20 protein-coding genes and 1 riboswitch are annotated in these 23855 nt (G+C 41.1%); of the genes, 2 read left to right on the top strand and 18 right to left on the bottom strand.

All coding sequences use genetic code 11. From position 1 onward, the window contains the following. Positions 1 to 150: 150 nt before the first annotated feature. Entirely contained in the window at positions 151 to 540 is a 390-nt protein-coding gene (locus M2R48_RS01070) for a Fur family transcriptional regulator (RefSeq protein WP_262084830.1), read from the bottom strand. Positions 541 to 578: 38 nt separating this feature from the next. Next, positions 579 to 1121, bottom strand: a complete 543-nt coding sequence (locus M2R48_RS01065; RefSeq protein ID WP_224964563.1) for a PadR family transcriptional regulator — start codon at positions 1119 to 1121, stop codon at positions 579 to 581. Positions 1122 to 1498: 377 nt separating this feature from the next. On the opposite strand from M2R48_RS01065, the gene M2R48_RS01060 reads away from it, so the two are divergent. Then, positions 1499 to 2260, top strand: coding sequence for a putative porin (locus tag M2R48_RS01060; protein ID WP_262084829.1), 762 nt, complete (start codon positions 1499 to 1501; stop codon positions 2258 to 2260). Positions 2261 to 2315: 55 nt separating this feature from the next. On the opposite strand, the gene recJ is transcribed toward M2R48_RS01060, so the two are convergent. From recJ to M2R48_RS01010, 10 genes are all read right to left on the bottom strand, one after another. Beyond that, on the bottom strand, positions 2316 to 4019 hold the full coding sequence (gene recJ / locus M2R48_RS01055) for a single-stranded-DNA-specific exonuclease RecJ (RefSeq protein WP_262084828.1): 1704 nt from the start codon (positions 4017 to 4019) through the stop codon (positions 2316 to 2318). Beyond that, positions 4020 to 4676: a pyridoxamine 5'-phosphate oxidase gene (gene pdxH / locus M2R48_RS01050; RefSeq protein WP_224964561.1), complete on the bottom strand. Its 657-nt coding sequence runs from the start codon at positions 4674 to 4676 to the stop codon at positions 4020 to 4022. It abuts the gene before it with no gap. A 32-nt stretch (positions 4677 to 4708) separates the two neighbouring features. Beyond that, positions 4709 to 6040, bottom strand: a complete 1332-nt coding sequence (gene glmM / locus M2R48_RS01045) for a phosphoglucosamine mutase (protein WP_262084827.1) — start codon at positions 6038 to 6040, stop codon at positions 4709 to 4711. Between the two features lie 118 nt (positions 6041 to 6158). Then, complete coding sequence (gene guaB / locus M2R48_RS01040) at positions 6159 to 7625, bottom strand: IMP dehydrogenase (RefSeq protein ID WP_004718605.1); 1467 nt, start codon at positions 7623 to 7625, stop codon at positions 6159 to 6161. 222 nt (positions 7626 to 7847) lie between these two features. After that, positions 7848 to 8213, bottom strand: coding sequence for a YkgJ family cysteine cluster protein (locus M2R48_RS01035; protein WP_262084825.1), 366 nt, complete (start codon positions 8211 to 8213; stop codon positions 7848 to 7850). A gap of 89 nt (positions 8214 to 8302) precedes the next feature. Further along, positions 8303 to 9100 (bottom strand): MBL fold metallo-hydrolase, encoded by a 798-nt coding sequence (locus tag M2R48_RS01030; protein ID WP_004718609.1) that lies wholly within the window; start codon positions 9098 to 9100, stop codon positions 8303 to 8305. A gap of 213 nt (positions 9101 to 9313) precedes the next feature. Next, on the bottom strand, positions 9314 to 9892 hold the full coding sequence (locus M2R48_RS01025) for a TMEM165/GDT1 family protein (protein WP_262084824.1): 579 nt from the start codon (positions 9890 to 9892) through the stop codon (positions 9314 to 9316). A gap of 89 nt (positions 9893 to 9981) precedes the next feature. After that, positions 9982 to 10138, bottom strand: a riboswitch (yybP-ykoY riboswitch). A gap of 363 nt (positions 10139 to 10501) precedes the next feature. After that, positions 10502 to 12484, bottom strand: coding sequence for a 2-oxo acid dehydrogenase subunit E2 (locus M2R48_RS01020; protein WP_262087429.1), 1983 nt, complete (start codon positions 12482 to 12484; stop codon positions 10502 to 10504). A gap of 2 nt (positions 12485 to 12486) precedes the next feature. Next, on the bottom strand, positions 12487 to 15195 hold the full coding sequence (gene aceE, locus M2R48_RS01015; protein ID WP_004718613.1) for a pyruvate dehydrogenase (acetyl-transferring), homodimeric type: 2709 nt from the start codon (positions 15193 to 15195) through the stop codon (positions 12487 to 12489). Between the two features lie 288 nt (positions 15196 to 15483). After that, the gene (locus M2R48_RS01010) at positions 15484 to 16161 is read right to left on the bottom strand and encodes a M23 family metallopeptidase (protein WP_004718614.1); all 678 of its coding nucleotides are present in this window, start codon (positions 16159 to 16161) and stop codon (positions 15484 to 15486) included. Positions 16162 to 16266: 105 nt separating this feature from the next. Here M2R48_RS01010 and M2R48_RS01005 point away from each other — a divergent pair, with 105 nt between their 5' ends. Next, positions 16267 to 16716 (top strand): DUF721 domain-containing protein, encoded by a 450-nt coding sequence (locus M2R48_RS01005; protein ID WP_262084823.1) that lies wholly within the window; start codon positions 16267 to 16269, stop codon positions 16714 to 16716. Between the two features lie 97 nt (positions 16717 to 16813). Here M2R48_RS01005 and lpxC read toward each other — a convergent pair whose 3' ends face one another. From lpxC to murC, 6 genes are all read right to left on the bottom strand, one after another. After that, complete coding sequence (lpxC, locus tag M2R48_RS01000) at positions 16814 to 17716, bottom strand: UDP-3-O-acyl-N-acetylglucosamine deacetylase (RefSeq protein ID WP_016539103.1); 903 nt, start codon at positions 17714 to 17716, stop codon at positions 16814 to 16816. 125 nt (positions 17717 to 17841) lie between these two features. Beyond that, positions 17842 to 19035 carry a cell division protein FtsZ gene (gene ftsZ, locus M2R48_RS00995; protein ID WP_004718620.1) on the bottom strand — a complete coding sequence of 398 codons (1194 nt, stop codon included), beginning with the start codon at positions 19033 to 19035 and terminating at the stop codon, positions 17842 to 17844. A gap of 163 nt (positions 19036 to 19198) precedes the next feature. Then, positions 19199 to 20461 carry a cell division protein FtsA gene (gene ftsA, locus M2R48_RS00990; RefSeq protein ID WP_004718623.1) on the bottom strand — a complete coding sequence of 421 codons (1263 nt, stop codon included), beginning with the start codon at positions 20459 to 20461 and terminating at the stop codon, positions 19199 to 19201. Between the two features lie 63 nt (positions 20462 to 20524). Continuing rightward, on the bottom strand, positions 20525 to 21379 hold the full coding sequence (locus M2R48_RS00985) for a cell division protein FtsQ/DivIB (RefSeq protein WP_004818392.1): 855 nt from the start codon (positions 21377 to 21379) through the stop codon (positions 20525 to 20527). A gap of 4 nt (positions 21380 to 21383) precedes the next feature. Next, positions 21384 to 22313, bottom strand: a complete 930-nt coding sequence (locus M2R48_RS00980; RefSeq protein ID WP_224964557.1) for a D-alanine--D-alanine ligase — start codon at positions 22311 to 22313, stop codon at positions 21384 to 21386. Positions 22314 to 22394: 81 nt separating this feature from the next. Further along, positions 22395 to 23843, bottom strand: a complete 1449-nt coding sequence (gene murC, locus M2R48_RS00975) for a UDP-N-acetylmuramate--L-alanine ligase (RefSeq protein WP_004818388.1) — start codon at positions 23841 to 23843, stop codon at positions 22395 to 22397. Between the last annotated feature and the right edge of the window lie 12 nt (positions 23844 to 23855).

Below are 23855 nucleotides of genomic sequence, written 5' to 3'. Positions count from 1 at the left end.
AAAACACGCTAGTCCCGAAGGGTTGTGGCTAAAATTATCTCAGCCTACGTTATGAAACTCGAAAATAGTCTCGCTATTCTCTTCGTTTCATGCCTTGCCTGCTCAATTTTAACCTACAACGCAAGCCATTTATGAAATGTCAACAGACCCTCATGTCGTACTAAATTTAATATCCAAAACATCAATATCAAACGCTTGAAGAACCTGTTCCAGTGAAGCGATCAATGATGCTTTATTGATCTGGGTTAGGTCGGCACATTGGATATTGAGTGACTCCACTTCGGATAAATAAGGCAAAGCATATTTGGCTTCATCTCTGCCATGCAGATTTTGCGTAATCAAACCGACTTTCTCTAAATCGCTCACCACTCGATATATGGTCGATAAGCTGATCTGCTTATTTTGTAAATATAACTGCTGATAAATCTGCTTTGCGGTCAGTTGTGCTTTTTGGTCCAACAGTGCTTTGAATACAATCACTCTTGCTTGGGTCACTTTTAAATTTGCATGACGCAGTTTTTGTTGTACCTCAATACTCATGTCTCACCTAAACCTTCTATTGCCTTATTATTGCATTGTTATAAACGTCCAATTTCTACTGCAGCTTGATCAATTTTTTCAGCGACTTGTCTAACTTGCTCCGCATCAAAATCTTTACCCTTGAGCTTTAAGCGTAATGATGTTTTTAAGTTTTCCATCGCACGATGAATATCCAAATATTGGTCGTTTTCATGAATTTCGCGTCGAGTTTCCAAACGCTCTAATAAGTGTTTGATATGTGCATGCTGCTCTTTTAAATGTAATTTTCCAGCATCAGTAATCTGATATTGCTTACGATCACCTTCTGTATTTTCAGCATGCACAAAACCAATTTCTTCAAGATAGGTCAGGGTTGGATAGATTGTGCCTGAACTTGGAGTATAGCCTCCACCGACCAGATCACTGATGGCTTTGATAATTTCATAACCATGTTTTGGCTGTTGCTGTATCAGATGTAAAACCAAAAGCTTCATTTTACCCGATTCAAACAACCGACCTCGTCGCCCACCATAGCCTCGTTCGGTATGCTGTTCACGATGCTCAAAATCATTTTGTGAATGATCATGTCGCTCTGATTTCATCTTTATTCTTCTCAAATCGATTAATTTATGCATATTAAGATATATCTTAATAAGTCTTAAGACAAGATAATAGAACACAATAAATTATAATATTTTGATAAATAATGAATTAAATAATTTTAAATCGATCTATCTTAAAAATTTAAGACATAAAAAAGACCGATTAAAAGCCTTTAAACCGAATCTATTGGCTATTTCTATTATTGTTATGGATTGCTTAAAGCTTGACTTAGTTACCCATTTTTTAAGCATCGTTTTTATATCTTGGGACATCAAACTTTTAATTTTCAGATCTTTAGCCTTGACATAGAGATTAATTTACATACAATGCGATTTGTAACAAAAAATTAATATTTTTATAACAAAAGGGTCACACAATGTTTAAGAAAACTTTATTTGCTGCATTACTTGCTAGTTCTTTTGGGTCTGCACATGCATACCAAGCTGAAATCGGTGGTTCACTCGGTATTGTTGATCCAGATAAAGGGGATACATCTACTGGTTTTGCTATTGATGGAACATATTATTTTAACCCTGTTCAAGTTAAAAATAACCCATTAAACGAAGCTGCCTTTCTAGATCGCGCAAGCAACGTAAATGCTGGGATTAGCTATATCGATTATGATGCCTACGATGTAACAGCTTATGGTGTTGGTATTGAATATTTCGTTCCAAATACTGATTTTTATGCAAGTGCTGCTATTGGACGCTCTACAGCTAAGGCCGATCATGTCGATGATTTAGATACAACAACTTACTCTGCTGAAGTAGGTTACTTGCCAATCCCGGGGCTTTTGATTGCAGTGGGTTTAGCAGGCTATGATAATGATTTTAATGATGATATAGATCCAACTATCCGTGCTAAATATGTCACTCAAGTGGGTCGCTATGACATGAATTTTGAAGGTGGTGCAAGCTTTGGTGATACCGATGCTTACAACGTAGGTACGGATTTATACCTAGATAAAACTTTCAGTGTCGGATTGGCTTATTCAGGTAGTCGCACTGATGGTAATGATGAAGACACATTCACAATTCGTGCAAAAAAATTCTTTACTCAACAAATCAGCTTAGAAGGTTCTGTTGATTTTGAAGATGACGATAATATCTATGGTCTTCGCGCTGCTTACCGCTTCTAATTATTGTTAAAACTTAAAAAACCGCTCTGTATAAGCGGTTTTTTAATCTCTAAATTTACTGTTCTAAATGCAGCATTCTTAACTGCAAACTCACATTGCCATTAAATTGATTTTTATCCAATTCATAAACAATACGTACCATATCTTGCATGGGATCAAAATTGAATTTATCGCGTACATTAAAGGCAATCGCATCAATCGGTTGGCCATTTTCCAAAGCTAAACGCAATTTCAGATGCACTTCCTTTAACCAACGATAATCGATGACTTTAAAACGCCCTTCAAATACCGGTGCAGGAAACTTTTGCCCCCACGGCCCCAATTGCGCCAAAGTATCTACAGTTTGCAGTTGAAATGCCTGAGCAGGTAATTCACCATCCGTCCACAACACCGCTTGGAATAGTGCATCATCGGATTGAGCAACCAACTCAGTAAACCGTTGTTTAAATTCTTCAAAATGTTGCTTTTGAATGGTCAAACCCGCCGCCGCCGCATGCCCACCAAAATGACTAATCAAATCAGGATATTGCTCGGCAACTTTTTCAATACTGTCTCGAATATGAATACCATCAATCGAACGTGCAGAACCTTTGATATGAATCCCGTCTTTATCTGCCGCAAATACAATACTGGGGCGATGAAATTGCTCTTTTAAACGGCCTGCTACAATACCAATCACCCCTTGATGCCAATGCTCTTCAAACATGACCAGCGCTGCGGGTAAATGATCTTGATCAAGCTGTAGATTTTCCAGCGCTGCCAAAGCCTCTTGTTTGATCTCCGACTCAACTTGACGGCGTTCTAAGTTTAAATCATTGAGCTGGCGTGCCAAAGCGTGAGCTGTCTGCGTATCGGTTGCCAAAAGACATTCAATACCGATGTCCATGGTTTCCATACGCCCTGCGGCATTAAGACGAGGCCCTAACACAAAACCTAAATCAGAGGCTTTTAACTCAGCAGGATCTCGCGCTGCGATGTCTAATAAGGCACTAATCCCAGCACGACATTGATTCTGTTGAATCCGTTTAACCCCTGCATCCACTAAGATACGATTGTTATGGTCGAGGCTGGCAACATCGGCATAAGTGCCCAAAGCAACCAAATCCAAATATTGCGGCATTTTTGCAGCCGATTTCCCCAGTTTTGTCCGATGGCTACTTAACTTTGCCAATAGGTAAAATGCCACGCCGACGCCAGCCAAAGCCTTACTTGGAAATTCGCACCCTAACTGATTTGGGTTAACAACCGCTTCAGCTTGAGGCGTTTCCTTGGTCGTTAAATGATGATCTGTGATAATCACCTGCATTCCATATGACTGCGCTTGTGCTACACCTGCATGGCTGGAAATTCCATTGTCGACCGTAATTAATAGATCAGGCTGATATTTTTCAAAAGCCAAGTCGGCAATTTTAGGGGTTAGGCCATAACCATATTTAAAACGATCTGGAACGAGGTATTCAACATTGGCGCCCATTTCTCGTAAAGCCAGCATCATCAGTGCGGTACTGGTGGCACCATCTGCATCATAATCGCCAACAATCACAATTTTTTTATCTTGATCTAAAGCTTGATCAATTATTTGAATGGCTTGCTCCAAACCTTTCATTTCTGGTGCAAGTAAATATTTAAGTTTTAAATCTAATTCTTGTTCAGATTGCACACCACGACGAGCCAAAATTTCAGCAATAAAGGGTAACACGCCCTGAAAACTTTCAGGGCGTGTGATCAAAGGTCTTTGTTTAATTTGTAATTTTTGCATTTATGGCATCAAACGTTGTATTGTCCAAGATCCACCGACTTTTTCATAAGTGAGGCGATCATGTAAGCGATTTGGGCGACCTTGCCAGAATTCATAATACGTCGGCTCTAAACGATAGCCTCCCCAAAATTCGGGTTTAGCCAATTCATTCTTTTCAGCCACTTGATCATACAACGCTTGAAAACGCTGTTGTAAATGTTCACGACTTTCAATCACACCACTTTGTGGGGTACTGATATGCGCTGCAATTTGGCTATCACGCGGACGCTTATGATAATAATCTGTAGATTCTTGTTCAGATATTTTCTGAACTTGACCACCCACACGAACCTGACGTTCTAACTCAGGCCAATAGAATAGCAATTCTGCATAAGGATTTTCAGCTAAATCTAAGCCTTTTTGGCTATCATAATTGGTATAAAAATCATAACCAGCCTCAGTGGCTCCACGCAATAACACAGTACGCACATGTGGACGCCCTTGTGCATTTGCAGTTGCCAACGACATTGCATAGGGTTCATGCAGTTTTGCTTCTAAAGCCAAATTAAACCAATTGAGAAACTGCGCATGAGGATGAGCATCCACCTGCTCCTCATGTAGTTCACCTTTTTGATAAGTAAGGCGAAGCTCACTTAAGTCTTTAATTACATCACGCATGAAGCAAAACCTTCTACAGACGATACAATATTTTAAGCCGCATTTTGACGAACAGCATCTGCTAAATAATTTGCCAAATCAGTTACTTCTTGCAGATTATCGCCTTCTACCATAACACGGATGATCGGTTCCGTCCCTGACTTACGAATTAAAATTCGCCCACGTCCTTTAAGTGTGGCTTCTACTTTATCAAACTCGGCAACCAATGCTGGCACTGCAAATGGGTCAAACATTTGTTCAAGACGAACATTGACCAAAACATTGGGTAAAGTTTTAAAATCTGCAACCAATTCATCTAAAGATTTATTCTGTTCAACCAATACTGTTAACACTTGCAGGGCTGCAATGATTGCATCGCCTGTTGTGCTCTTGTCTAAAGTCAAAATATGACCAGATGGTTCGCCACCAGTCACCCAGTTGTTTTCTTCTAAATTTTGCAATACATAGCGATCACCCACTTTAGCACGCACAAAAGGCACTTTGGCTTTTTCAAGTGCCAATTCTAATGCCATGTTACTCATCACTGTACCCACGATACCCGCCGGTTTTTGAGATGCTTGGGTTGCTAAAATATACAGAATATGGTCACCATCAATCAATTTACCAAAACGGTCGACCAAAACCACACGATCTGCATCGCCATCAAAAGCAATACCTAAATCTGCTTGATGCTCAATCACGGCTTTTTGTAAATTTTCAGGATGTGTTGAACCACAATCCTTATTGATATTTAAACCATCTGGTTCATTATAAAGCGCAATAACTTTTGCACCTAATTCACGAAATACTGCTGGGCCTACGCTATATGCTGCGCCATTGGCGCAATCCACCACAATTTTTAAATGGCGTAAATTGAAATGATATGGGAATGTCGATTTACAAAACTCAATATAACGACCATTGGCATCTTTAACACGTACACTCTTACCTAAGTTTGCGGTGTCTTCAATGATGATATCGTTCTCAAGCTCTCGGTTAATCGCATCTTGAATCGTATCTGGGAGCTTTTTCCCTTCATCTGAAAAGAATTTTATCCCATTATCAAAATAAGGGTTATGTGAAGCAGAAATCACGATCCCTAAGTTGGCATGCAATGCACGGGTTAAATGAGCAATTGCAGGGGTCGGTAAGGGTCCAAGCAAATGTACATAAACACCTGCCGCATTGAGACCCGCCTGTAAAGCTGCTTCAAGAATATAACCCGATAAACGAGTATCTTTACCTAAAACCACAATCGGTTTTGATTTTGGGCTAATTTGCTTTAATACTTTCCCTGCCGCAAATCCGAGTTTAAGTGCAAATTCTGGGGTAATTGGGAGTTCACCAAATTTTCCACGAATCCCGTCTGTTCCAAAATAACTCATCTTTTACCCACTTATTATGTGTTGTATAACAATCAATTTTTAAGGTTTACTACTTTACACCAAAATAAAAAAGCCGTCATAAACTGACGGCTTTTTCCAATCAAAATATTACAAAAGATTAACCTACACGATAGTTCGGTGCTTCTTTGGTAATCGTTACATCATGCACATGTGACTCTTGCATACCTGCAGCGGTAATTTTCACAAATTTTGCATTTTGACGTAAATCTTCAATGGTTGCAGAACCGGTATAGCCCATAGATGAACGTAAACCGCCCATCATTTGATGTACGATATTGCCCATTGGACCTTTGTACGGTACGCGGCCTTCAATCCCTTCTGGGACCAATTTTTCAGCGCCTGCTTTCGAGTCTTGGAAATAACGATCGGCAGAACCCGTCGCACCAGCCATTGCACCCAAAGAACCCATACCACGGTATGCTTTGTAATAACGACCTTGGAAGAATTCAACTTCACCAGGCGCTTCTTCAGTACCCGCCATAAGTGAACCCACCATAATCGTGCTTGCACCAGCACCAATCGCTTTTGCCATATCCCCAGAGAAACGGATACCACCATCAGCAATCAATGGAATTTGGTCTTTCAATGCATTGGCAACACTGTCAATTGCAGAGATTTGTGGCATACCAATACCTGCAACGATACGTGTCGTACAGATTGAACCAGGACCAATACCCACTTTCACCGCATCTGCACCCGCATCAAGTAATGCCAAAGCAGCATCACCCGTTGCGATATTACCGCCAATCACTTGAACTTGAGGAAAGTTTGCTTTCACCCAACGTACACGCTCGATCACACCCGCAGAATGACCATGCGCCGTATCCACTACAATCGCATCAACGCCGGCTTCAACCAAAGCTTCAACACGACTTGGAGTTTCAGCGCCAGTACCCACTGCAGCACCAACACGTAAACGACCTAATTCATCTTTACAGCTATTTGGATAAGATTCCGCTTTACGGAAATCTGTAACTGTAATTAAGCCTTTTAATGCATTGCTTTCATCAACCACCAATACTTTTTCAATACGGTGTTTTTGCAATAATGCTTGAATATTTTCTTTCGATTCATTTTCACGAACAGTCACAAGACGATCTTGCCCTGTCATGATATTGCTTACTGGTTGTTCCAAGTTCGTTACAAAACGAGTATCTCGGCCAGTTACAATCCCAACCACTTTGCCATCTTTAACGACAGGTACACCGCTGATGTTGTTGGCTTGTGTAATTGCCATCAAATCACGGATCGTGGTTTCAGGTGTTACGGTAATTGGATCTTTCACCATTCCCGCTTCGAATTTTTTTACACGGCGAACTTCTGCAGCTTGTGCAGAAATATCCATGTTTTTATGTAAAATACCAATACCACCGTTTTGCGCCATTGCAATCGCCATACGTGACTCAGTCACAGTATCCATTGCTGCTGAAACCATAGGGATGTTCAGTTGAATGCCGCGTGTGAGGCGTGTCTTTAGAGAGACATCTTTTGGGAGGATAGTAGAATAGGCAGGGAGTAATAAGACATCATCGAAGGTTAGCGCTTCTTGAACGATGGTCAACATAACAGTCTCGCTGGTAATTTCCGTGAGCTATTATATACAAATTTCCGTTCAATTTTCATTTTTTATTGTGCGGATTTATCTTATTCTCGATCACACTTTATTTTTCAGTATCTTATTGAAATAAAAATGGGCTTTGAATATAAAATTATCGTGGATTTAACACCACAGTAGACTGTCGACTCACAGTCTCTGCCTTATATCCTAAATTTTCCCAATGAAGCGTTAACACACCTGATCAAAGTCTTCATCATTGCTGGGTGTAGCGACTTCTATTTCGATCAGGGGAATTAAACCATAGCCTTGTCTTGCTTTTGCACATTGTGAATCCCCAGCATGTACCTGTATGCATGAAGAACTCCGTTGCTCATACATACTACAGCTGACTTGCTGTCCAATCTCACCCTTTAATGCCACACAACGTGGTTGCTTTTGATTGGTGCCCTGCATACAAGAATACACGGCTGTCAAAGGTTCGACATAATCTGGCGGCATGGCTTCTCCTTCTGCCCAATAAAATGAGACTCGGAAAAAGGCGCAACACGCCCCGCAACTTAAGCACGCATCCTGTGCTGAGATTTGTGACAACATTTTTTTAAGATTCTCGTTATCAATTTAAAATTTTGGCAAGAAAATCCTAAAAAAAGTCGCACTCAAACTCAATATCTTTTTTGAATTTTTTATTGCGGACAGGTAAACACGGACTCATCCATCAAATCGACACCGCATTGTAAATTTTCGATCCAGTCTAAAAACTGATGAATCATCTCTTTACCAATAAACGGCTTACCATGTTGCGGCACAATCATTTCAATATCCATTTGACGCACCATTTTCACCCATAAACGGATCACCCGATTGGTACACATATAGCGCTGATGAAAACCATGCATGGTTGGAATGTGCATTGCAAAATCTTCAATTGGTTTCGAGGCATCATCAACAATCGATGCACCCATATCACCTGAGAATAAAATTTTTGAAATTGGATCGTAAAACTGGAAATTTCCAACGGAATGTAAGAAATGCGCAGGAACCACGATAATGCGCGTTTCTCCCAATGGAATAGAGCCACCTTGGTCAGGCAATTCGATCAGACGTTCTAACCAGCCCCCCTTCATACGGTCACTCATAAATGCTGAGTTTAAATGAGGTAAAAAGCGTGCCCATAATTTAGATGCGACCACTTTGGCATCGGTATAGACCAACCAACGTGGCATTGAAGTAATGATGTCGGGGTCTTGGTGAGATGCCATGACATAGTCTAGATTTTGTAATCGGGTGTATTTATTAAGCTCCATGGTCAGGGGCACATAGGTCAAATCACCGCCCGGATCTAATACTGCTGCACGTTCATTATTTAAAATAAGAAACTGATTGGCTTGTACACCTTCACCTTTCACCAAACTGGTAAAACTTATACATTTATGAGTGCCATTATCAAACAAAACTTGCGACGTGGTGCGATCTAAAGCCATACCAGAAACCCCAAAACCTTTTTTAAAATAAATCTTTAGTTATCCCATACAACATATAAGGTTTTCTTCAAAGTTACAATAAATCTACAACCTAAGTTTAAAGATTATTTGTGTCATCATTCTCAGAATAATAAAAAACCCAACATTAAGTTGGGTTTTCAGCTTTAAAAATAGATGCCTTTATTGATGTTCAATCAGCTTGGAAAATTGTGCTTAAAAAAAGTAATGCTGAACTAAAGCGGCGACACCAATAATAAAGAAGATTGCAGCTCCAATTTTATGAATCAGAGCAATAGGTAATTTATCTGCCAATTTATTGCCAATAAATACAGCAGGTGCATTGACCAACATAATCCCCAATGTCGTACCTAGAGTTACCCAACCGATGCTGTCAAAGCGTGCAGCAAGTGCCACTGTGGCGATTTGGGTTTTATCCCCAATTTCTGCAAGGAAGAATAATACAAAGGTTGCACCAAAGACCCCATATTTTTGCCATTTATTAATACTTTCAGATTCATCATCCAATTCATCTGGAATCAACATCCACCCTGCCATACCAATAAAGCCAAGTGACACAATCCAAAGTAATAATGTCGGGCTAAGGACTGTGGTAATCCACTGACCCAGTACAGCCGATACGCCATGATTGACAATAGTTGCTAATAAAATTGCAAATAAAATAGGAATAGGTTTACGAAAACGTGCAGCAAGAAGTAATGCGAGCAGTTGTGTTTTATCGCCCATTTCGGATAAAGCGACAACCACTAAAGAGATGAGGAAGGCATTTAACATTTCAAAGTCTCTGGCTAGCAATATTTACCGATGACTTACCCCTCCTGCTAGCCAATATGAATAGTCGCCTATTCAACGCGGAGTGATAAATCAAAGGTCTTGCCAACAAAAGATAGCTGAGTAAACACCTTCAGCTAAATTGGTTCTTTGCTATGATGACCATACTCTGTTGAGTAATTATGTTGATCATCACCCATTTATCATCTCGCAGATGACAAACAGCGGCTACTCCCCAATGAAGTACAGCTATTCTACAACGCTTTATCAATCATTTTCAATTTTTAAAAATTAAAAAATTTAAAGCTCAGATAAACTTCAAAAAATATCGTGCCGAAGCATCTTTAATGCCCGCATAGAATAAATTCAATTTCGTTTCTTCACAAATTTTGAACCCTAGATGGTTATCCTATCGTGGGGCGACATGGATGTCGCCGATTGATTTAGTTGAAAATATTAATTAGGAGAAATTATATTCTTGTGCCTGAGTTTTTTGACAGATTGACTATATTGAATGATGACTTTAAAGCAGATTTAAAAATTATTGATAAAACAAAATCAGATGCATATAAAAAAACCTCGCCTAAAGCGAGGTCTTCTATAATTTAAAACTTAAAGCAAGATGTTCCGAATATCTGATAACAACTTGGTCAATTTATTGGTAAATCGCGCAGCATCCGCACCATTAATCACACGGTGGTCATAAGACAATGACAATGGCAACATCAGTTTTGGATCAAAGTCTGAGCCATTCCATACTGGTTGCATGGTTGCAGGTGAGATACCCAAAATCGCAACTTGCGGCCAGTTCACCAATGGCGTAAATGCAGTACCACCAATTGAACCTAGGCTGGTAATGGTAAAGTTTGCACCTTGTAAGTCTTTCGGAGAAAGTTTCTTATCACGTGCTTTTTTACTTAACTCACCCAATTCAATGGCAATTTGCTTAATCGATTTTTGATCAGGATTACGCAATACTGGAACAGTTAAACCATCTGGTGTCGCCACAGCGATTCCCATATGGATTTCTTTACGCAACAGCACAGACTTTTGATCATCTGCCAAGTGACCTGCAAAATAAGGCTCTTCTTTGAGTAAGAACGCCACCGCTTTTGCAATAAAGGCAAGGATCGTTAAGCTAATACCATCTTGCTTAAATTTCCCTTTTAACTCACCGCGCCAAGCTTCTAGTTCAGTAATATCTGCTAAATCAAATTGTGTCACTTGCGGAATAAAATTGTTTAATGACAATTGCGGTACAGACACTTGCTGTAAACGCGTCATTGGTGCAATTTCACTACCACCAAATGCACTGAAATCTGGTAATGCAGGCAAACCTGAAGCGGCTGGCGCAGCAGTTGTTTGAGCTGCTGCTTGTGGTGCAGTCAATTTGGCTTTAACAAAAGCAAAAACATCATCTTTCATCACACGTGCATGAGGGCCAGAGGCCTCGACTTGTGATAAAACCACACCCAGTTCACGCGCAAGCTTACGCACGGCTGGACCAGCATAAACTTTAGCATTTTCAGTTTGTTGTGCTTTAGATAACTTTTCAGTACCCGCTTGAGCAACGGCCACTTCAGCTTTTGGCGCTGATGCTGTCGTTTTCGCGACTGGTGCTGATGCAGCTTGTGATGCTTGAGCGGCTGGTTTTTCTTGCGGTGCTGATGCAGTCTGACCCTGTGCTTCAATCGTCACCAAAGCACTGCCCTGGCTTACAGACTGATTCAATTCCACATGGATCGCCGTCACTGTCCCTGCAACCGTACTTGGCACTTCTACAGAGGCTTTATCCGACTCAGCAACGCAAAGGCTTTGGTCTTTTTCAACTTGATCGCCTACGCTCACCAAGATTTCAGAAATTGTTGCTTTATCTACACCCAGATCAGGAACAGCAACTTCAACTTTACCCGATTGGGCTGGCGCTGATGCTTCTAGTGCCGCAGCTTGAGTCGGTGTTGCTGACGCTTGTTGAGGTGCTTCAGCAGGTGCTGCCGAAGTCGTTGCAGCGCCTACAGTTTTCACTGTAATCAGTACCACACCTTCTTTAACATTATCGCCTTCTTTGACCACAACACTTTCAACCGTGCCAGCAACTGTACTTGGAACTTCAACCGTTGCTTTATCCGATTCCACTACAACGATGCTGTCATCTACCGCAATTTCGTCGCCCACTTTAACCAGAACTTCGCCGACCAAAGCTTTTTCAACACCAATATCTGGCACTTGAACTTCAACTGTTTGAGATGAAGCTGGCGCAGATGCTGAAGGTGCAGCAGGCGCCACAGGTTCAGCTTTAGCCTCTACAGCAGGTTCAGTTTTTGCAGCTTCTTGAGTAGGCTGTGCTGCTGTTTCTGTCTCTGTTGCATCCGCAGATTCAACTTCGATCAACACAGCACCTTCTGAGACCTCATCACCTTCCGTAACAGCAATACTTTTAACCACACCCGCTGAAGTGCTTGGCACTTCAACAGAGGCTTTGTCTGACTCAAGTAGAACGATACTGTCATCAACAGCGATGGTATCCCCGACTTTCACCAAGATTTCTGCAACAGTGGCCTTATCAACGCCAATATCAGGAGTTTTAACTTGCATCATTATTTCTCCTCTGTCACTTCAGTATAAGCAGCAACTTCTTGTACAGATGGATGCGCTTGCGGTAACCATGCAACTGGACGATCAACATCAAGTTCAAATGAAGAGATTGCATCTTTCACTAAACGTGGATCCACTTCACCTTCATCAGCAAGTTTTTTCAATGTTGCAACCACAATATGTGCCGCATCTACACCAAAGTAACTACGCAAATTACTGCGTGTATCTGAACGACCATAACCATCTGTACCCAATGTTACATATGGACGGCTATCTGGAAGGTAAGCACGGATCTGTTCGCTATAGGCACGCATATGATCTGTTGCTGAAACAACAATACCATCCGTGTCACGTAATTGCTGAGAAACCCAAGACTCTTTACCGTCTTCAAGTGGATGTAGGCGATTGTATTCTTCAACAGCCATACCATCACGTGCCAATTCATTGAAGCTTGTTACGCTCCATACATTGGAATGGATTTGGTATTCATCACGTAAAATTTGCCCAGCTTTAATCACTTCACGCAGAATCACGCCTGAACCCAATAACTGAACTGTGGCTTTTTCATCTTTATTGAACAAGTACATACCACGTTTGATGCCTTCTTCAGCACCTTCAGGCAATGCAGGTTGGTCATAGTTTTCATTCATGAGCGTCAAGTAATAGAACACACGTTCTTGATTCACATACATACGTTGTAAACCATCATGCACAATCACAGCTAACTCATAACCAAAGCAAGGATCATACGCTACACAGTTTGGAATCGTTCCTGCCAAGATATGAGAATGACCATCTTGGTGTTGTAAACCTTCACCATTTAATGTTGTACGACCAGCTGTTGCACCACACAAGAAGCCTTGTGCCTGAGAGTCACCCGCTGCCCATGCAATATCCCCAATACGTTGGAAACCAAACATTGAGTAATACATATACATCGGAATCATTGGTAAGTTATTGGTTGAATAACTGGTACCCAATGCTGACCAAGCGCTCATTGCACCTGCTTCATTGATCCCTTCTTGCAACATGTGACCATCTTTTGCTTCACGATAGTTCATGAGCTGTTCTTGGTCTTCTGGGGTATAGTTTTGTCCATGCGCAGCATAGATACCCAACTGACGGAACATGCCTTCTAAACCAAAGGTACGCGCTTCATCAGGTACGATAGGCACAACACGGTCTTTAATGGCTTTTTCTTTTAACAATGCAGCAATCAAACGCACCATAACCATCGTGGTTGATTGTTCTTTACCACCACTGCCTTTAAGCACGCCATCAAATACTGAAATCTCAGGAATCGCCAATACTTCACTGTCTTTACGACGTGCAGGCAAATAACCACCTAAAGCTTCACGACGTGCTTTCATATATTTCAATTCAGGTGAGTTTTCACCTGGACGATAAAATGGAAGCTCTTCAAGTTGCTCATCAGAGAATGGTAAATTGAAACGGTCACGTACATATTTCAATGAATCGTGTTGCATTTTCTTGATTTGGTGAGTTTTGTTGACAGCTTCAATTTCGTCAGACAAACCATAACCTTTCACTGTTTTCGCTAAGATTACAGTCGGTTGACCATTGCTGGTCATTGCTGCTGCATACGCGGCATATACTTTGTATGGGTCATGACCACCGCGATTCAGATTATCAATATCTTCATCACTTAAGCCTTTTACCAACTCCGCAGCTTCTGGGTACTTACCAAAGAATTTTTCACGGGTATAAGCGCCCCCTTTTACTTGGTAACGTTGGTATTCGCCATCCAGCGTTTCATCCATACGAGCTTTTAAAGCACCTGAAGTGTCTTTATCGATCAAAGGATCCCAATGACGACCCCAAACCACTTTAATTACACGCCAGCCTGCACCACGGAACAGCGACTCAAGCTCTTGAATGATTTTACCGTTACCACGTACAGGACCATCTAGACGCTGTAAGTTACAGTTAACCACCCAGATTAAGTTGTCTAATTTTTCGCGACCCGCAAGCGAGATTGCACCTAAGCTTTCTGGCTCATCCATTTCACCATCGCCAAGATACGCCCAAACCTTACGGTTTTCTTCTTTGATCAAACCACGATTCATCAAGTACTTTTGAATATGCGCTTGATAAATTGACATGATTGGACCAAGGCCCATCGAAACGGTTGGGAACTGCCAGTAATCTGGCATTAAGTAAGGATGAGGATAACTTGAAAGCCCCTGACCACCCACTTCACGACGGAAATTACTCAATTGATCTTCAGTCAAACGACCTTCTAAAAATGAACGTGCGTAAATACCTGGTGCACAATGACCTTGGTAATAGATCATGTCGCCACCAAAGCTATCACTATTGGCACGGAAGAAATGGTTAAAACCGACATCATATAGGGTTGCTGAAGACGCAAAACTTGCCAAGTGACCACCTAAGTCATCACCTGTTTTATTGGCACGTAGAACCATTGCCAAAGCATTCCAACGAATTAATGCTCGAATACGACGCTCCATATCTTGGTCGCCTGGCATCGCTGGAGATTCTTCAACTGGAATGGTATTTAAATAAGGGGTATTTAGACGCTGAATAGGTACATGCTTCGAAATTGCTTGTTGATATAATTTTTCTAATAAAAACGCAGCACGATCCGTACCCATATGCTGGAGCACTGAATCAAAGGCATCTTGCCATTCTTGTGTTTCCTGAGCGTCGCTATCACCATAATACGCCATTTCCCACTTACTCCTTGAATAGTTTTCTATATATTATATGTATCATGTTTTAGGCCTGTTAAGTTATCGTTACAGCCAAATGCAGATTGTAAGGATTATTTAGCAACTAAATAGTTGTTGACTAATTAACACTTAAAATAACAAAAAACCGCCAATAAAGGCGGTTTTTTATACAAAATAATTTTTTATTTGATGATAGTCTGAATACAGTATTTAATTCATCGCGACTACGAATTCAACCATGCATACAGAGCATCAGTCATAAGCTCAACAATCAAATGTTTAGCGTTATGGCAACATGGCTAAGTAAGAAGATGGATTTTTACGTTGACCATCTTTCACTACTTCGTAATGCAAATGTGGCCCTGTGCAACGACCGGTACAACCCACGTTGGCAATATGTTCACCAGCCTTCACCTGATCACCCACACGGGCAATTAGACGTGAAGCATGCGCATAACGTGTAATATAGCCATTGCCATGGTTAATTTCTACATATTGACCATAACCAGTGCCCCAACCAGACTTGGTTACGATACCAGGACCTGTTGCATAAATTGGTGTACCACTTGGTGCTGAAAGATCTAAACCAGAATGATGTTCGGCACGACCACCCATTGTACGACCACCAAAATCAGAGCTTACGCGCTTCATGTCTGGAAGAGGATGAGTGACTAACCAAGAATATGGAGAGTTTGCAGTATAACGAGAAGCAGAGTTTGCGCTAGAACCGTATTTTTTAGCGATACTTGCATTGTTTAACTCGATTGGCGCATCTTGGCTACGTAAAGTAATATTCATCTTTGCTGAAGCAGGAAGATCTAAATCATCTGGATTATAAGAGCCTTGAGATAGAGTCTTTGATAATTGCTCTAAACGATCTGGTGATTGAACCAAGTCTGCAAATGCAGCGGTTGCAGCAGAAGCTGCTAAAGTAAAAGCCAATAAAATACGTCGCGTATGCATAAAAACCTCTTTAACTGTTCTTAGTCAAGTTTCTTGAGTGATCTCATCCTTGATATCTATCGAAATGAGCGCTTAAGATAGGACATAAATATGTAGGAACCATGTATGTCTGAACCAAAAAACGTCTTTCAACCAACAAGACAACACTTAAAAACAGGAAACTTATCGTTTCTTACAAAGCAAGTTGCCGAATGGCAAAAACTTACTAAATTAATTCAACCGCTACTTCCTCAACCTGAGAATTGGCGAGTTGTCTGTTATCAATACGGTATTTTGACCATCACCGGTGAAAATCAAGCCATGATTAGTCAACTCGGTTATCTTCAAAAACAGTATATTTCTCAATTATCACAAATCAACGAACTTCGTGATTTACAAAAACTGCAAGTTCGTTTACGTATTCAAAACAGCAATACTGAAACATCCCCACAACGCCATAAAACTGTAAAAAGCATACAACCTGCAACATCTGAAATGTTACAAAATGCCGCTAGTTTTGTGAGCGACCCTAAGCTTAGCCAAGCTTTACTACGTTTGGCAAGCAATAAAAAGTAAACTGATTAGATTAAATTAAGATTAAAACTGATCAAAATATGACAGATATCACACTTTTTATTGTTACACTATAACACAATGCCTAAAAGACAAAGACTTATGTCACGTTGACAAAATGAATTGGGCACAGCTTCTCGTCATCAAATGTTACAATTTCATAGCTGCTTGGATCACTTTTAACATTGCGTAAAAGTTGATTATTCAGTGCATGTCCCGATTTATAGCCATCGAATTTGGCAATAATTTGATGTCCAAGTAGGTATAAGTCACCAACTGCATCCAAAATTTTATGTCGAACAAACTCATCTGCAAAGCGTAGACCTTCTTCATTGACCACGCCAGTATCATCTAAGCCAACAGCATTATCTAAGCTCGCACCCAAGGCTAAATTATTGGCTTTTAAATAATCAAGATCTTTCATAAAACCAAAAGTACGTGCACCGCTGACTTCATAAACAAATGTTTCTGTTGAAAAATCAATGGTCGCCGATTGGTATTCTTTTGCAAAAGCAGGATGATCAAAGTCGATGGTGAAGTTGATTTGAAAACCATCGTGAGGGGTAAAAATTGCGCGCTTATCTTCTATGAGTGCTTCAACAGGTTTGAGAATCCGAATAAATTTTTTCGGTGCGTCTTGTTCTACTAATTCGCCCTGCATGAGTAAGTATATAAATGGACCTGCACTACCATCCATAATCGGTATTTCAGAAGCAGACACTTCTATAATCAGGTTATCTATACCCAAGCCAGCGATTGCACTGGTGACATGTTCAATGGTGCCAACCTTGGTTTCATGACTGACCAAATTGGAACACATGAATGCTTCTTGAATCAGCATGGCATCTGCTGGCAGATCGACAGGTGGATTTAAATCGATACGGCGAAATACAATACCCCCGTCCGCCACATGTGGCAAAAAGTTAATCATGACTTTTTGTCCGCTATGTAGTCCGATGCCACTCGCTTTAACGACTCGCTTCAGGGTACGTTGTTTCAACATGCTAATTCGGTCTTCATTCTCAAATCCGCTATACGTTAGCACATTTAGCCATTGATAAAAAACAAAAAAGGTAATGAATCTCACTACCTTTTTCGTTGATATTAATTATTTTTAATAATTATCAATCATTTACGCTGTTGATTTTTCAAATAATCTTGAATACTCATTGGCGTAGAACGACCGCTTGAACTTGGTGCTGCAACAGGTGCACCATCTTCTTGACGTTTATTGATCGCAGGAACATCATCTTCATCAACCACAGTGTTGTGGCTGGCTTGCTGGCTATATGATTGCGCAACATTGCTGATATGGGTTCTGCGTTTTGCTTCAGTTGCATCACTGGCATTACGTGTTAAACCTGTAGCAATTACAGTGACACGGATTTCATCACGTGCGTCGGGATCAAATACAGTACCAAAGAACACTTCACCTTCTTCAAGGTCAACAATCTGGTTCACAACATCTGTGATCACTTCAGTTTCACGTAAAGTCACATCAGCACCGCCAGTGATGTTAATCAACACCCCTTTGGCATTCATGATATTTACATTATCCAATAACGGACTACGAATCGCCAAACGTGCCGCTTCTTCAGCACGGTCTGGACCGCTACTCTTCCCTTCACCCATCATTGCATAACCACGTGTACTCATCGCAGTTTTCAAGTCAGCAAAGTCAAGGTTAATATGACCCGGACGAACAACCAGATCAAAAATACTACGAACCGCATTCAGCAACACGTCATCTGCTTTACGGTAAGCATCTTGCATAGAGATGTCACCATAAACGCTGAGTAAACGTTGGTTTGGTATAATAATTAAAGAATCAACATGTTGTTCTAATGCTTCAATCCCTTTTTCAGCCGAACGTTGACGACGACGACCTTCAAAGTTAAATGGTGTTGTCACCACACCTACAGTAAGAATACCCATTTCTTGAGCAATCTCAGCAACAACGGGCGCAGCACCTGTACCTGTACCACCGCCCATTCCAGCAGTCACAAATACCATATCTGCACCTTCAAGGTGTTGACGGATTTGCTCACGGCTTTCTTCAGCAGCAATTTGACCTACATCTGGATTAGCGCCAGCACCCAAACCACGTGTGCTTTGCTCACCAAGTTGCATTTTAAAAGGCGCATTCATGCGATCAAGGGCTTGCTTGTCTGTATTTGCACAAACAAATTTCACACCTTTAATGTCAGATTGCACCATGTGTTGTACGGCATTACCACCGCCGCCGCCAACACCAAACACAGTAAAACGGGCTTGACCGTTGTTATCGGTTTGTCCATCGTCTAAAAATTCAAATGAGGCCATGACCTTTAGATTTCCTAATATAATTTGGCAGTCACTTAAGCCCGTATACTGCCTTGATCTTCAATAATAAAAATTGTTTTTAGGATGCTGTTCATTGCAGAGCTTGTCAAGTATTGGACAGAACACTTACAACTTCCTAACAATATTCCCCAAAAAACCACACCTAAAAAATACCTTTTAATTTGTTATTTAAGGCATTCCAACCATTCACAATCCGATCAAAGAATGGTCTTCCACCTTGAACTTCAGGTTCTTCAATCGCCTCTTGCATGTCACTTTGACTGAACAAAAGTAACCCTGCTGCTGTAGCATACATTGAACGACGTAAAGATGGTAAATTCTGATCATCGGTCACCACTTGTAACGGTGGATTGCCTAAGTGTGCAGAGATACCCAGCATACGACGAGCCAATGTCACCATGCCTTCGATCTGGCAAACATCACCTGTCAGTACTACACCATGATACAAACTTTGTAGTGCACTACGTTGTTCTAATTCGTATCGTACTTTACCTAAGATATCTTCATAGCGTGCGATAATAATTTCAGTCAACTCAATACGACTAATGGTTTGTGGGCCATCAATTGCCTCAAACTGAATCATATGATCCGGTTTCACTTGGTGAATGTCGACACAACCATGCAGTAACTTAATCCGTTCAGCTTCTTCGGTTGTGGTTTGCAATACAGTGGCAATATCACGGGTGACATTTTCACCACCACATTGAATGGTGTGGGCTAATGCCAAATGCCCTTCAATATAGACTGCAATATTGGTCGTTCCAGCACCAATATCGAGCAAACAAACGCCATATTCCTTTTCATCTTTCAGCAAACTGCCTTCTGCAGTTGCTAAACAAGACACCACCATTTTTTCAACCGAAATATTGGCGCCTTTCATTGCACGATCCAAGTTCTGCATAGTACTGATTGGCATCATCATCAATTGATAATGGGCTGTCATACTATTGGCAGATAAATTGATTGGATTCTGTACCCACTCACTTGAATCATCCAGCTCAAAACCTAAAGGCACTGCACTTGCTAAGTAATGATCGGCTGTCATATGACTGGCTTTAGCAAGCTCTAATGCACGCACCACTTCAGTTGTCGTAATGGTATGTTCTGAATTTGAAATCGGCGTACGACCAATCGCATAATGGCTTTGTAATTCGGTGCTTGGAATTGAAACCCAAGCTGAATGAATACGACACTCAGCCATATCTTCAGCTTCTTGAACAGCTTGTTTAATTGCATTTGTGACTTTATCAAGGCTCACAATTTTGCCTTTATTCATTCCTTTATTGCGTGCGCTTGCCATGCCAATAACCTGAATATTATCAGGGGCATGTACTTTACCAATCAGTACTGAAACTTTATGTGTCCCAATGTCAATTGCAACAACTGAGGGAACAGCTTCATTCATCACTTTGCTACCATTATCTTCATTGTTTATGTTTGGCTATATGCCTCTTTTTCAAGCCACGTATTATGGCTGTGCAACCATCCCACCTGCAACGCTTATGTCATTACTGGTTACAACAAATTGACCATTCACAATCTTTGGTGAAATAGAATTTCTCCATTGAATTGCCAAACCATTTCGGTAGCGTAAATCAATGGCGGAAATATTCGACCAAGCGGGTTTCAAATCAGTTTGAGCCAAGTGACTTAAACGTTGTAGCTTACTCATGGTTTGATCTTGATCTACGATCACCCGTAGTCCCGAATCAAACTGCATAAACCAAGTCATACGTTCAGTGAGATAAAGCTCTTTTAAACGTAAGTTGACTGGGTGAAATAATTGATTAATTTCATTATAGCGACGCATCATCACTTTGGATTGGCTGAGCGGCCCATGAAGCAATGGCAAGTTTGAATAATTCTTCGCCACCGCTTCTGTATAGACATCTCCAGCATCACTCAGTAATCGCCCGGTTCCCCAACGTGCGATTGCATGACGCGGCATAATCCGCACACGAATACCATTTGGCCATGCCCGTGAAACCACAACACGATCCACCCATGATACTTCTAGTGCTTTATCTCGAATCTGTTCTAAATCCGAGGTGAAATAATTATTTTTAACAACAGGTGCCAAATGTTGTGTAATCGCTTGTGACTCTACCGATGAAGTGGTGCCTACCACTTGAAGTGTGGCCACCCGAGCATCGGTAATCACTTTATACAGACCATAGATTCCTGCAAATAGCACAGCAATAGCAATGACCATAAGCAACCAGCTTCCCACGTTGAGAAGCTTTTCCTGACGTGTTGGCGGCTTATCGTGTATTGATGTAATTGCCGCACGTTTGCGACGCATCGAAGCAGGAAGTTGAGCCATAAACTTAGTGTGCTTGTTCCGTGAGCGTTTGCGCTAAAATCGCAACACACAATTCATCAAAGCTATAACCTACAGCTTTTGCAGCTTTAGGTACAAGCGAGTGACTGGTCATGCCAGGCACTGTATTCACTTCTAACAACCAGAAATGACCTTGTTCATCTAACATCGCATCAATCCGTCCCCAACCACTGGCACCGACTGCTTGGAAAGCACGTAAACACAATTCTTGTAAGTTCTTTTCTTGTGACTCGCTTAAACCACATGGAATACCATATTCCACGTCATTACGGTTATATTTTGCTTCATAGTCATAGAATGCAACATCAGCAGGTGGTTGCAAACGAATCACGGGTAATGGCAAACCATTGAGGAAAGAAATGGTATATTCACGCCCCGTGATCCATTTTTCAGCCATCACCACAGCATCATGTACTGTGGCCTTTTCAATTGCAGCAGCAAGGTCTTCAGCTTTTTCAACCTTGCTCATACCAACACTAGAACCTTCATGTACAGGCTTAATGATTAATGGTAAGCCAAGGCTTTCAATCACTTCAGTTAAATCAGAATCTTTGGAAATAATACGATACGGTGCAGTCGGTAAATCTGAACCTTGCCAGATTTGTTTGGTTTTAACTTTGTCCATCCCAATCGCTGAACCCTGAACCCCTGTACCTGTATACGGTACATTCATCCATTCTAACGCGCCTTGGATTTGACCATCTTCACCACCACGACCATGCAATACAATAAATGCGCGATCATAGCCCACAAGTTCCGTCACGCTACGTTCTTGAGGATCGAAGCCTTCCGCATTCACACCCGAACGTAATAATGCTTCTAAAACAGCTTTACCACTATCTAATGACACCTCACGCTCAGCAGATTTCCCACCAAGCAACACCGCTACTTTGCCGAATTTAGAAGCATTTGACACGTTTAAATCCTTAAACTTATAAGTTAGTCAATTTAATTTCGAGGCTTTATTCAAATCCAAATTTAAACAAAGCCAAATCAATTATTTTAAATACAGTTGGTTTTGAGCCAATTCTACAGAAATTGCTCCCACGTTACCCGCACCTTGTGTTAATAACAAGTCATTCGCTTGTAACACTTTTTGTATCGCGTTCTGCAAATTGCCTTCCACTGGGTCAATCAAGATCGGCTCAACTTCACCACGCAGGCGAATACTCCGAGCTAATGAACGACTATCTGCACCAACAATCGGTTTCTCACCTGCAGGATATACTTCTAACAACAACAATTGATCGACTTGTGACAACACATCTACAAAATCATCAAAACAGTCACGAGTACGACTATAACGATGCGGCTGGAACATCATCACCAAACGACGATCTGGATGGCTGGCACGTGCAGCTTTAATGGTTGCTTCAACTTCTTTCGGATGATGCCCATAATCATCTACAAGTTTTACTGTACCTTCATCCAATTCAAACTCACCTTGAACTTGGAAACGACGACCTACACCACTAAAGCTTTCTAAGGCACGTGCAATTGCAGCATCAGATACACCTTCATCCGTTGCAATACCAATCGCAGCCAGTGCATTTAGAATATTATGCAAACCCGGAAGATTAATGGTTAAACGTAATGGCTCACGACCTTTACGTAATACGGTAAAGCTTGACTGCATACCGACTTGTTCAACATCAATTGCTCGAATGTCATTGTCTTCATTAAAACCATAGGTCAATACTGGACGACCAATACGTGGCATGATTTCACGAATATTGGCATCATCACCACACACTACAGCCAAGCCATAGAACGGCATTTTCTGTAAGAATTTGATAAAGGTGTCTTTAAGTACATCAAAACTACCGCCATAGGTATCCATATGATCTGCATCAATATTGGTAACAATGGCCGCCATAGGCTCCAGATGTAAAAATGATGCATCTGATTCGTCTGCTTCTGCGACAATAAAACGACTAGCACCCAACGCAGCATTAACACCGGTACGGTTTAACAGACCACCGATCACATAAGTTGGATCCATGTTTTCTTCTGCCAACATGCAGGTCACTAAACTGGTTGTCGTGGTTTTACCATGAGTTCCTGCAACCGCGATACCATGACGATAACGCATCAATTCACCCAACATTTCTGCACGGCGAACTACGGGTATACGATTTTCAATGGCTGCTTTTACTTCTAAATTTTCAGGGTCAATTGCAGTAGAAACTACCAGTACATTTGCACCTTTGATATTGTCTGCCGTATGTCCAATAAAAACTTTAATACCGTTTTCTTCAAGTTGAACCGTTGTTTTTGATGCCTTAATGTCAGAACCAGAAACCTTATAGCCTTGGTTTTTCAATACTTCTGCAATACCACACATCCCAGCGCCACCAATACCCACAAAATGGATATGTTTAATACGGCGCATCTCTGGAATTTTAATTAGGTTTTTTGCTTTATCAGCAGGGCTTGTTGGAGACATAATCAACTCTAA

Source organism: Acinetobacter sp. I-MWF (genome assembly GCF_025433935.1).
Lineage (GTDB): Bacteria > Pseudomonadota > Gammaproteobacteria > Pseudomonadales > Moraxellaceae > Acinetobacter > Acinetobacter guillouiae.
Note: the sequence above shows the minus strand (reverse complement) of the source record. Positions and strands in the feature narration are given on the sequence as shown.

Excerpts from the sequence above, each read along its gene's own strand:
- M2R48_RS01020 (WP_262087429.1), bottom strand. The coding sequence starts at position 12,484 with ATGCAAGTTAAAACTCCTGATATTGGCGTTGATAAGGCCACTGTTGCA.
- guaB (WP_004718605.1), bottom strand. The coding sequence starts at position 7,625 with ATGTTGACCATCGTTCAAGAAGCGCTAACCTTCGATGATGTCTTATTA.
- ftsA (WP_004718623.1), bottom strand. The coding sequence starts at position 20,461 with ATGAATGAAGCTGTTCCCTCAGTTGTTGCAATTGACATTGGGACACAT.
- M2R48_RS01060 (WP_262084829.1), top strand. The coding sequence starts at position 1,499 with ATGTTTAAGAAAACTTTATTTGCTGCATTACTTGCTAGTTCTTTTGGG.
- ftsZ (WP_004718620.1), bottom strand. The coding sequence starts at position 19,035 with ATGGCCTCATTTGAATTTTTAGACGATGGACAAACCGATAACAACGGT.
- murC (WP_004818388.1), bottom strand. The coding sequence starts at position 23,843 with ATGTCTCCAACAAGCCCTGCTGATAAAGCAAAAAACCTAATTAAAATT.
- M2R48_RS01030 (WP_004718609.1), bottom strand. The coding sequence starts at position 9,100 with ATGGCTTTAGATCGCACCACGTCGCAAGTTTTGTTTGATAATGGCACT.
- M2R48_RS00985 (WP_004818392.1), bottom strand. The coding sequence starts at position 21,379 with ATGGCTCAACTTCCTGCTTCGATGCGTCGCAAACGTGCGGCAATTACA.
- M2R48_RS01010 (WP_004718614.1), bottom strand. The coding sequence starts at position 16,161 with ATGCATACGCGACGTATTTTATTGGCTTTTACTTTAGCAGCTTCTGCT.
- aceE (WP_004718613.1), bottom strand. The coding sequence starts at position 15,195 with ATGGCGTATTATGGTGATAGCGACGCTCAGGAAACACAAGAATGGCAA.
- M2R48_RS01070 (WP_262084830.1), bottom strand. The coding sequence starts at position 540 with ATGAGTATTGAGGTACAACAAAAACTGCGTCATGCAAATTTAAAAGTG.
- M2R48_RS01005 (WP_262084823.1), top strand. The coding sequence starts at position 16,267 with ATGTCTGAACCAAAAAACGTCTTTCAACCAACAAGACAACACTTAAAA.
- glmM (WP_262084827.1), bottom strand. The coding sequence starts at position 6,040 with ATGAGTTATTTTGGAACAGACGGGATTCGTGGAAAATTTGGTGAACTC.
- M2R48_RS01035 (WP_262084825.1), bottom strand. The coding sequence starts at position 8,213 with ATGTTGTCACAAATCTCAGCACAGGATGCGTGCTTAAGTTGCGGGGCG.
- pdxH (WP_224964561.1), bottom strand. The coding sequence starts at position 4,676 with ATGCGTGATGTAATTAAAGACTTAAGTGAGCTTCGCCTTACTTATCAA.
- M2R48_RS01065 (WP_224964563.1), bottom strand. The coding sequence starts at position 1,121 with ATGAAATCAGAGCGACATGATCATTCACAAAATGATTTTGAGCATCGT.
- recJ (WP_262084828.1), bottom strand. The coding sequence starts at position 4,019 with ATGCAAAAATTACAAATTAAACAAAGACCTTTGATCACACGCCCTGAA.
- lpxC (WP_016539103.1), bottom strand. The coding sequence starts at position 17,716 with ATGTTGAAACAACGTACCCTGAAGCGAGTCGTTAAAGCGAGTGGCATC.
- M2R48_RS01025 (WP_262084824.1), bottom strand. The coding sequence starts at position 9,892 with ATGTTAAATGCCTTCCTCATCTCTTTAGTGGTTGTCGCTTTATCCGAA.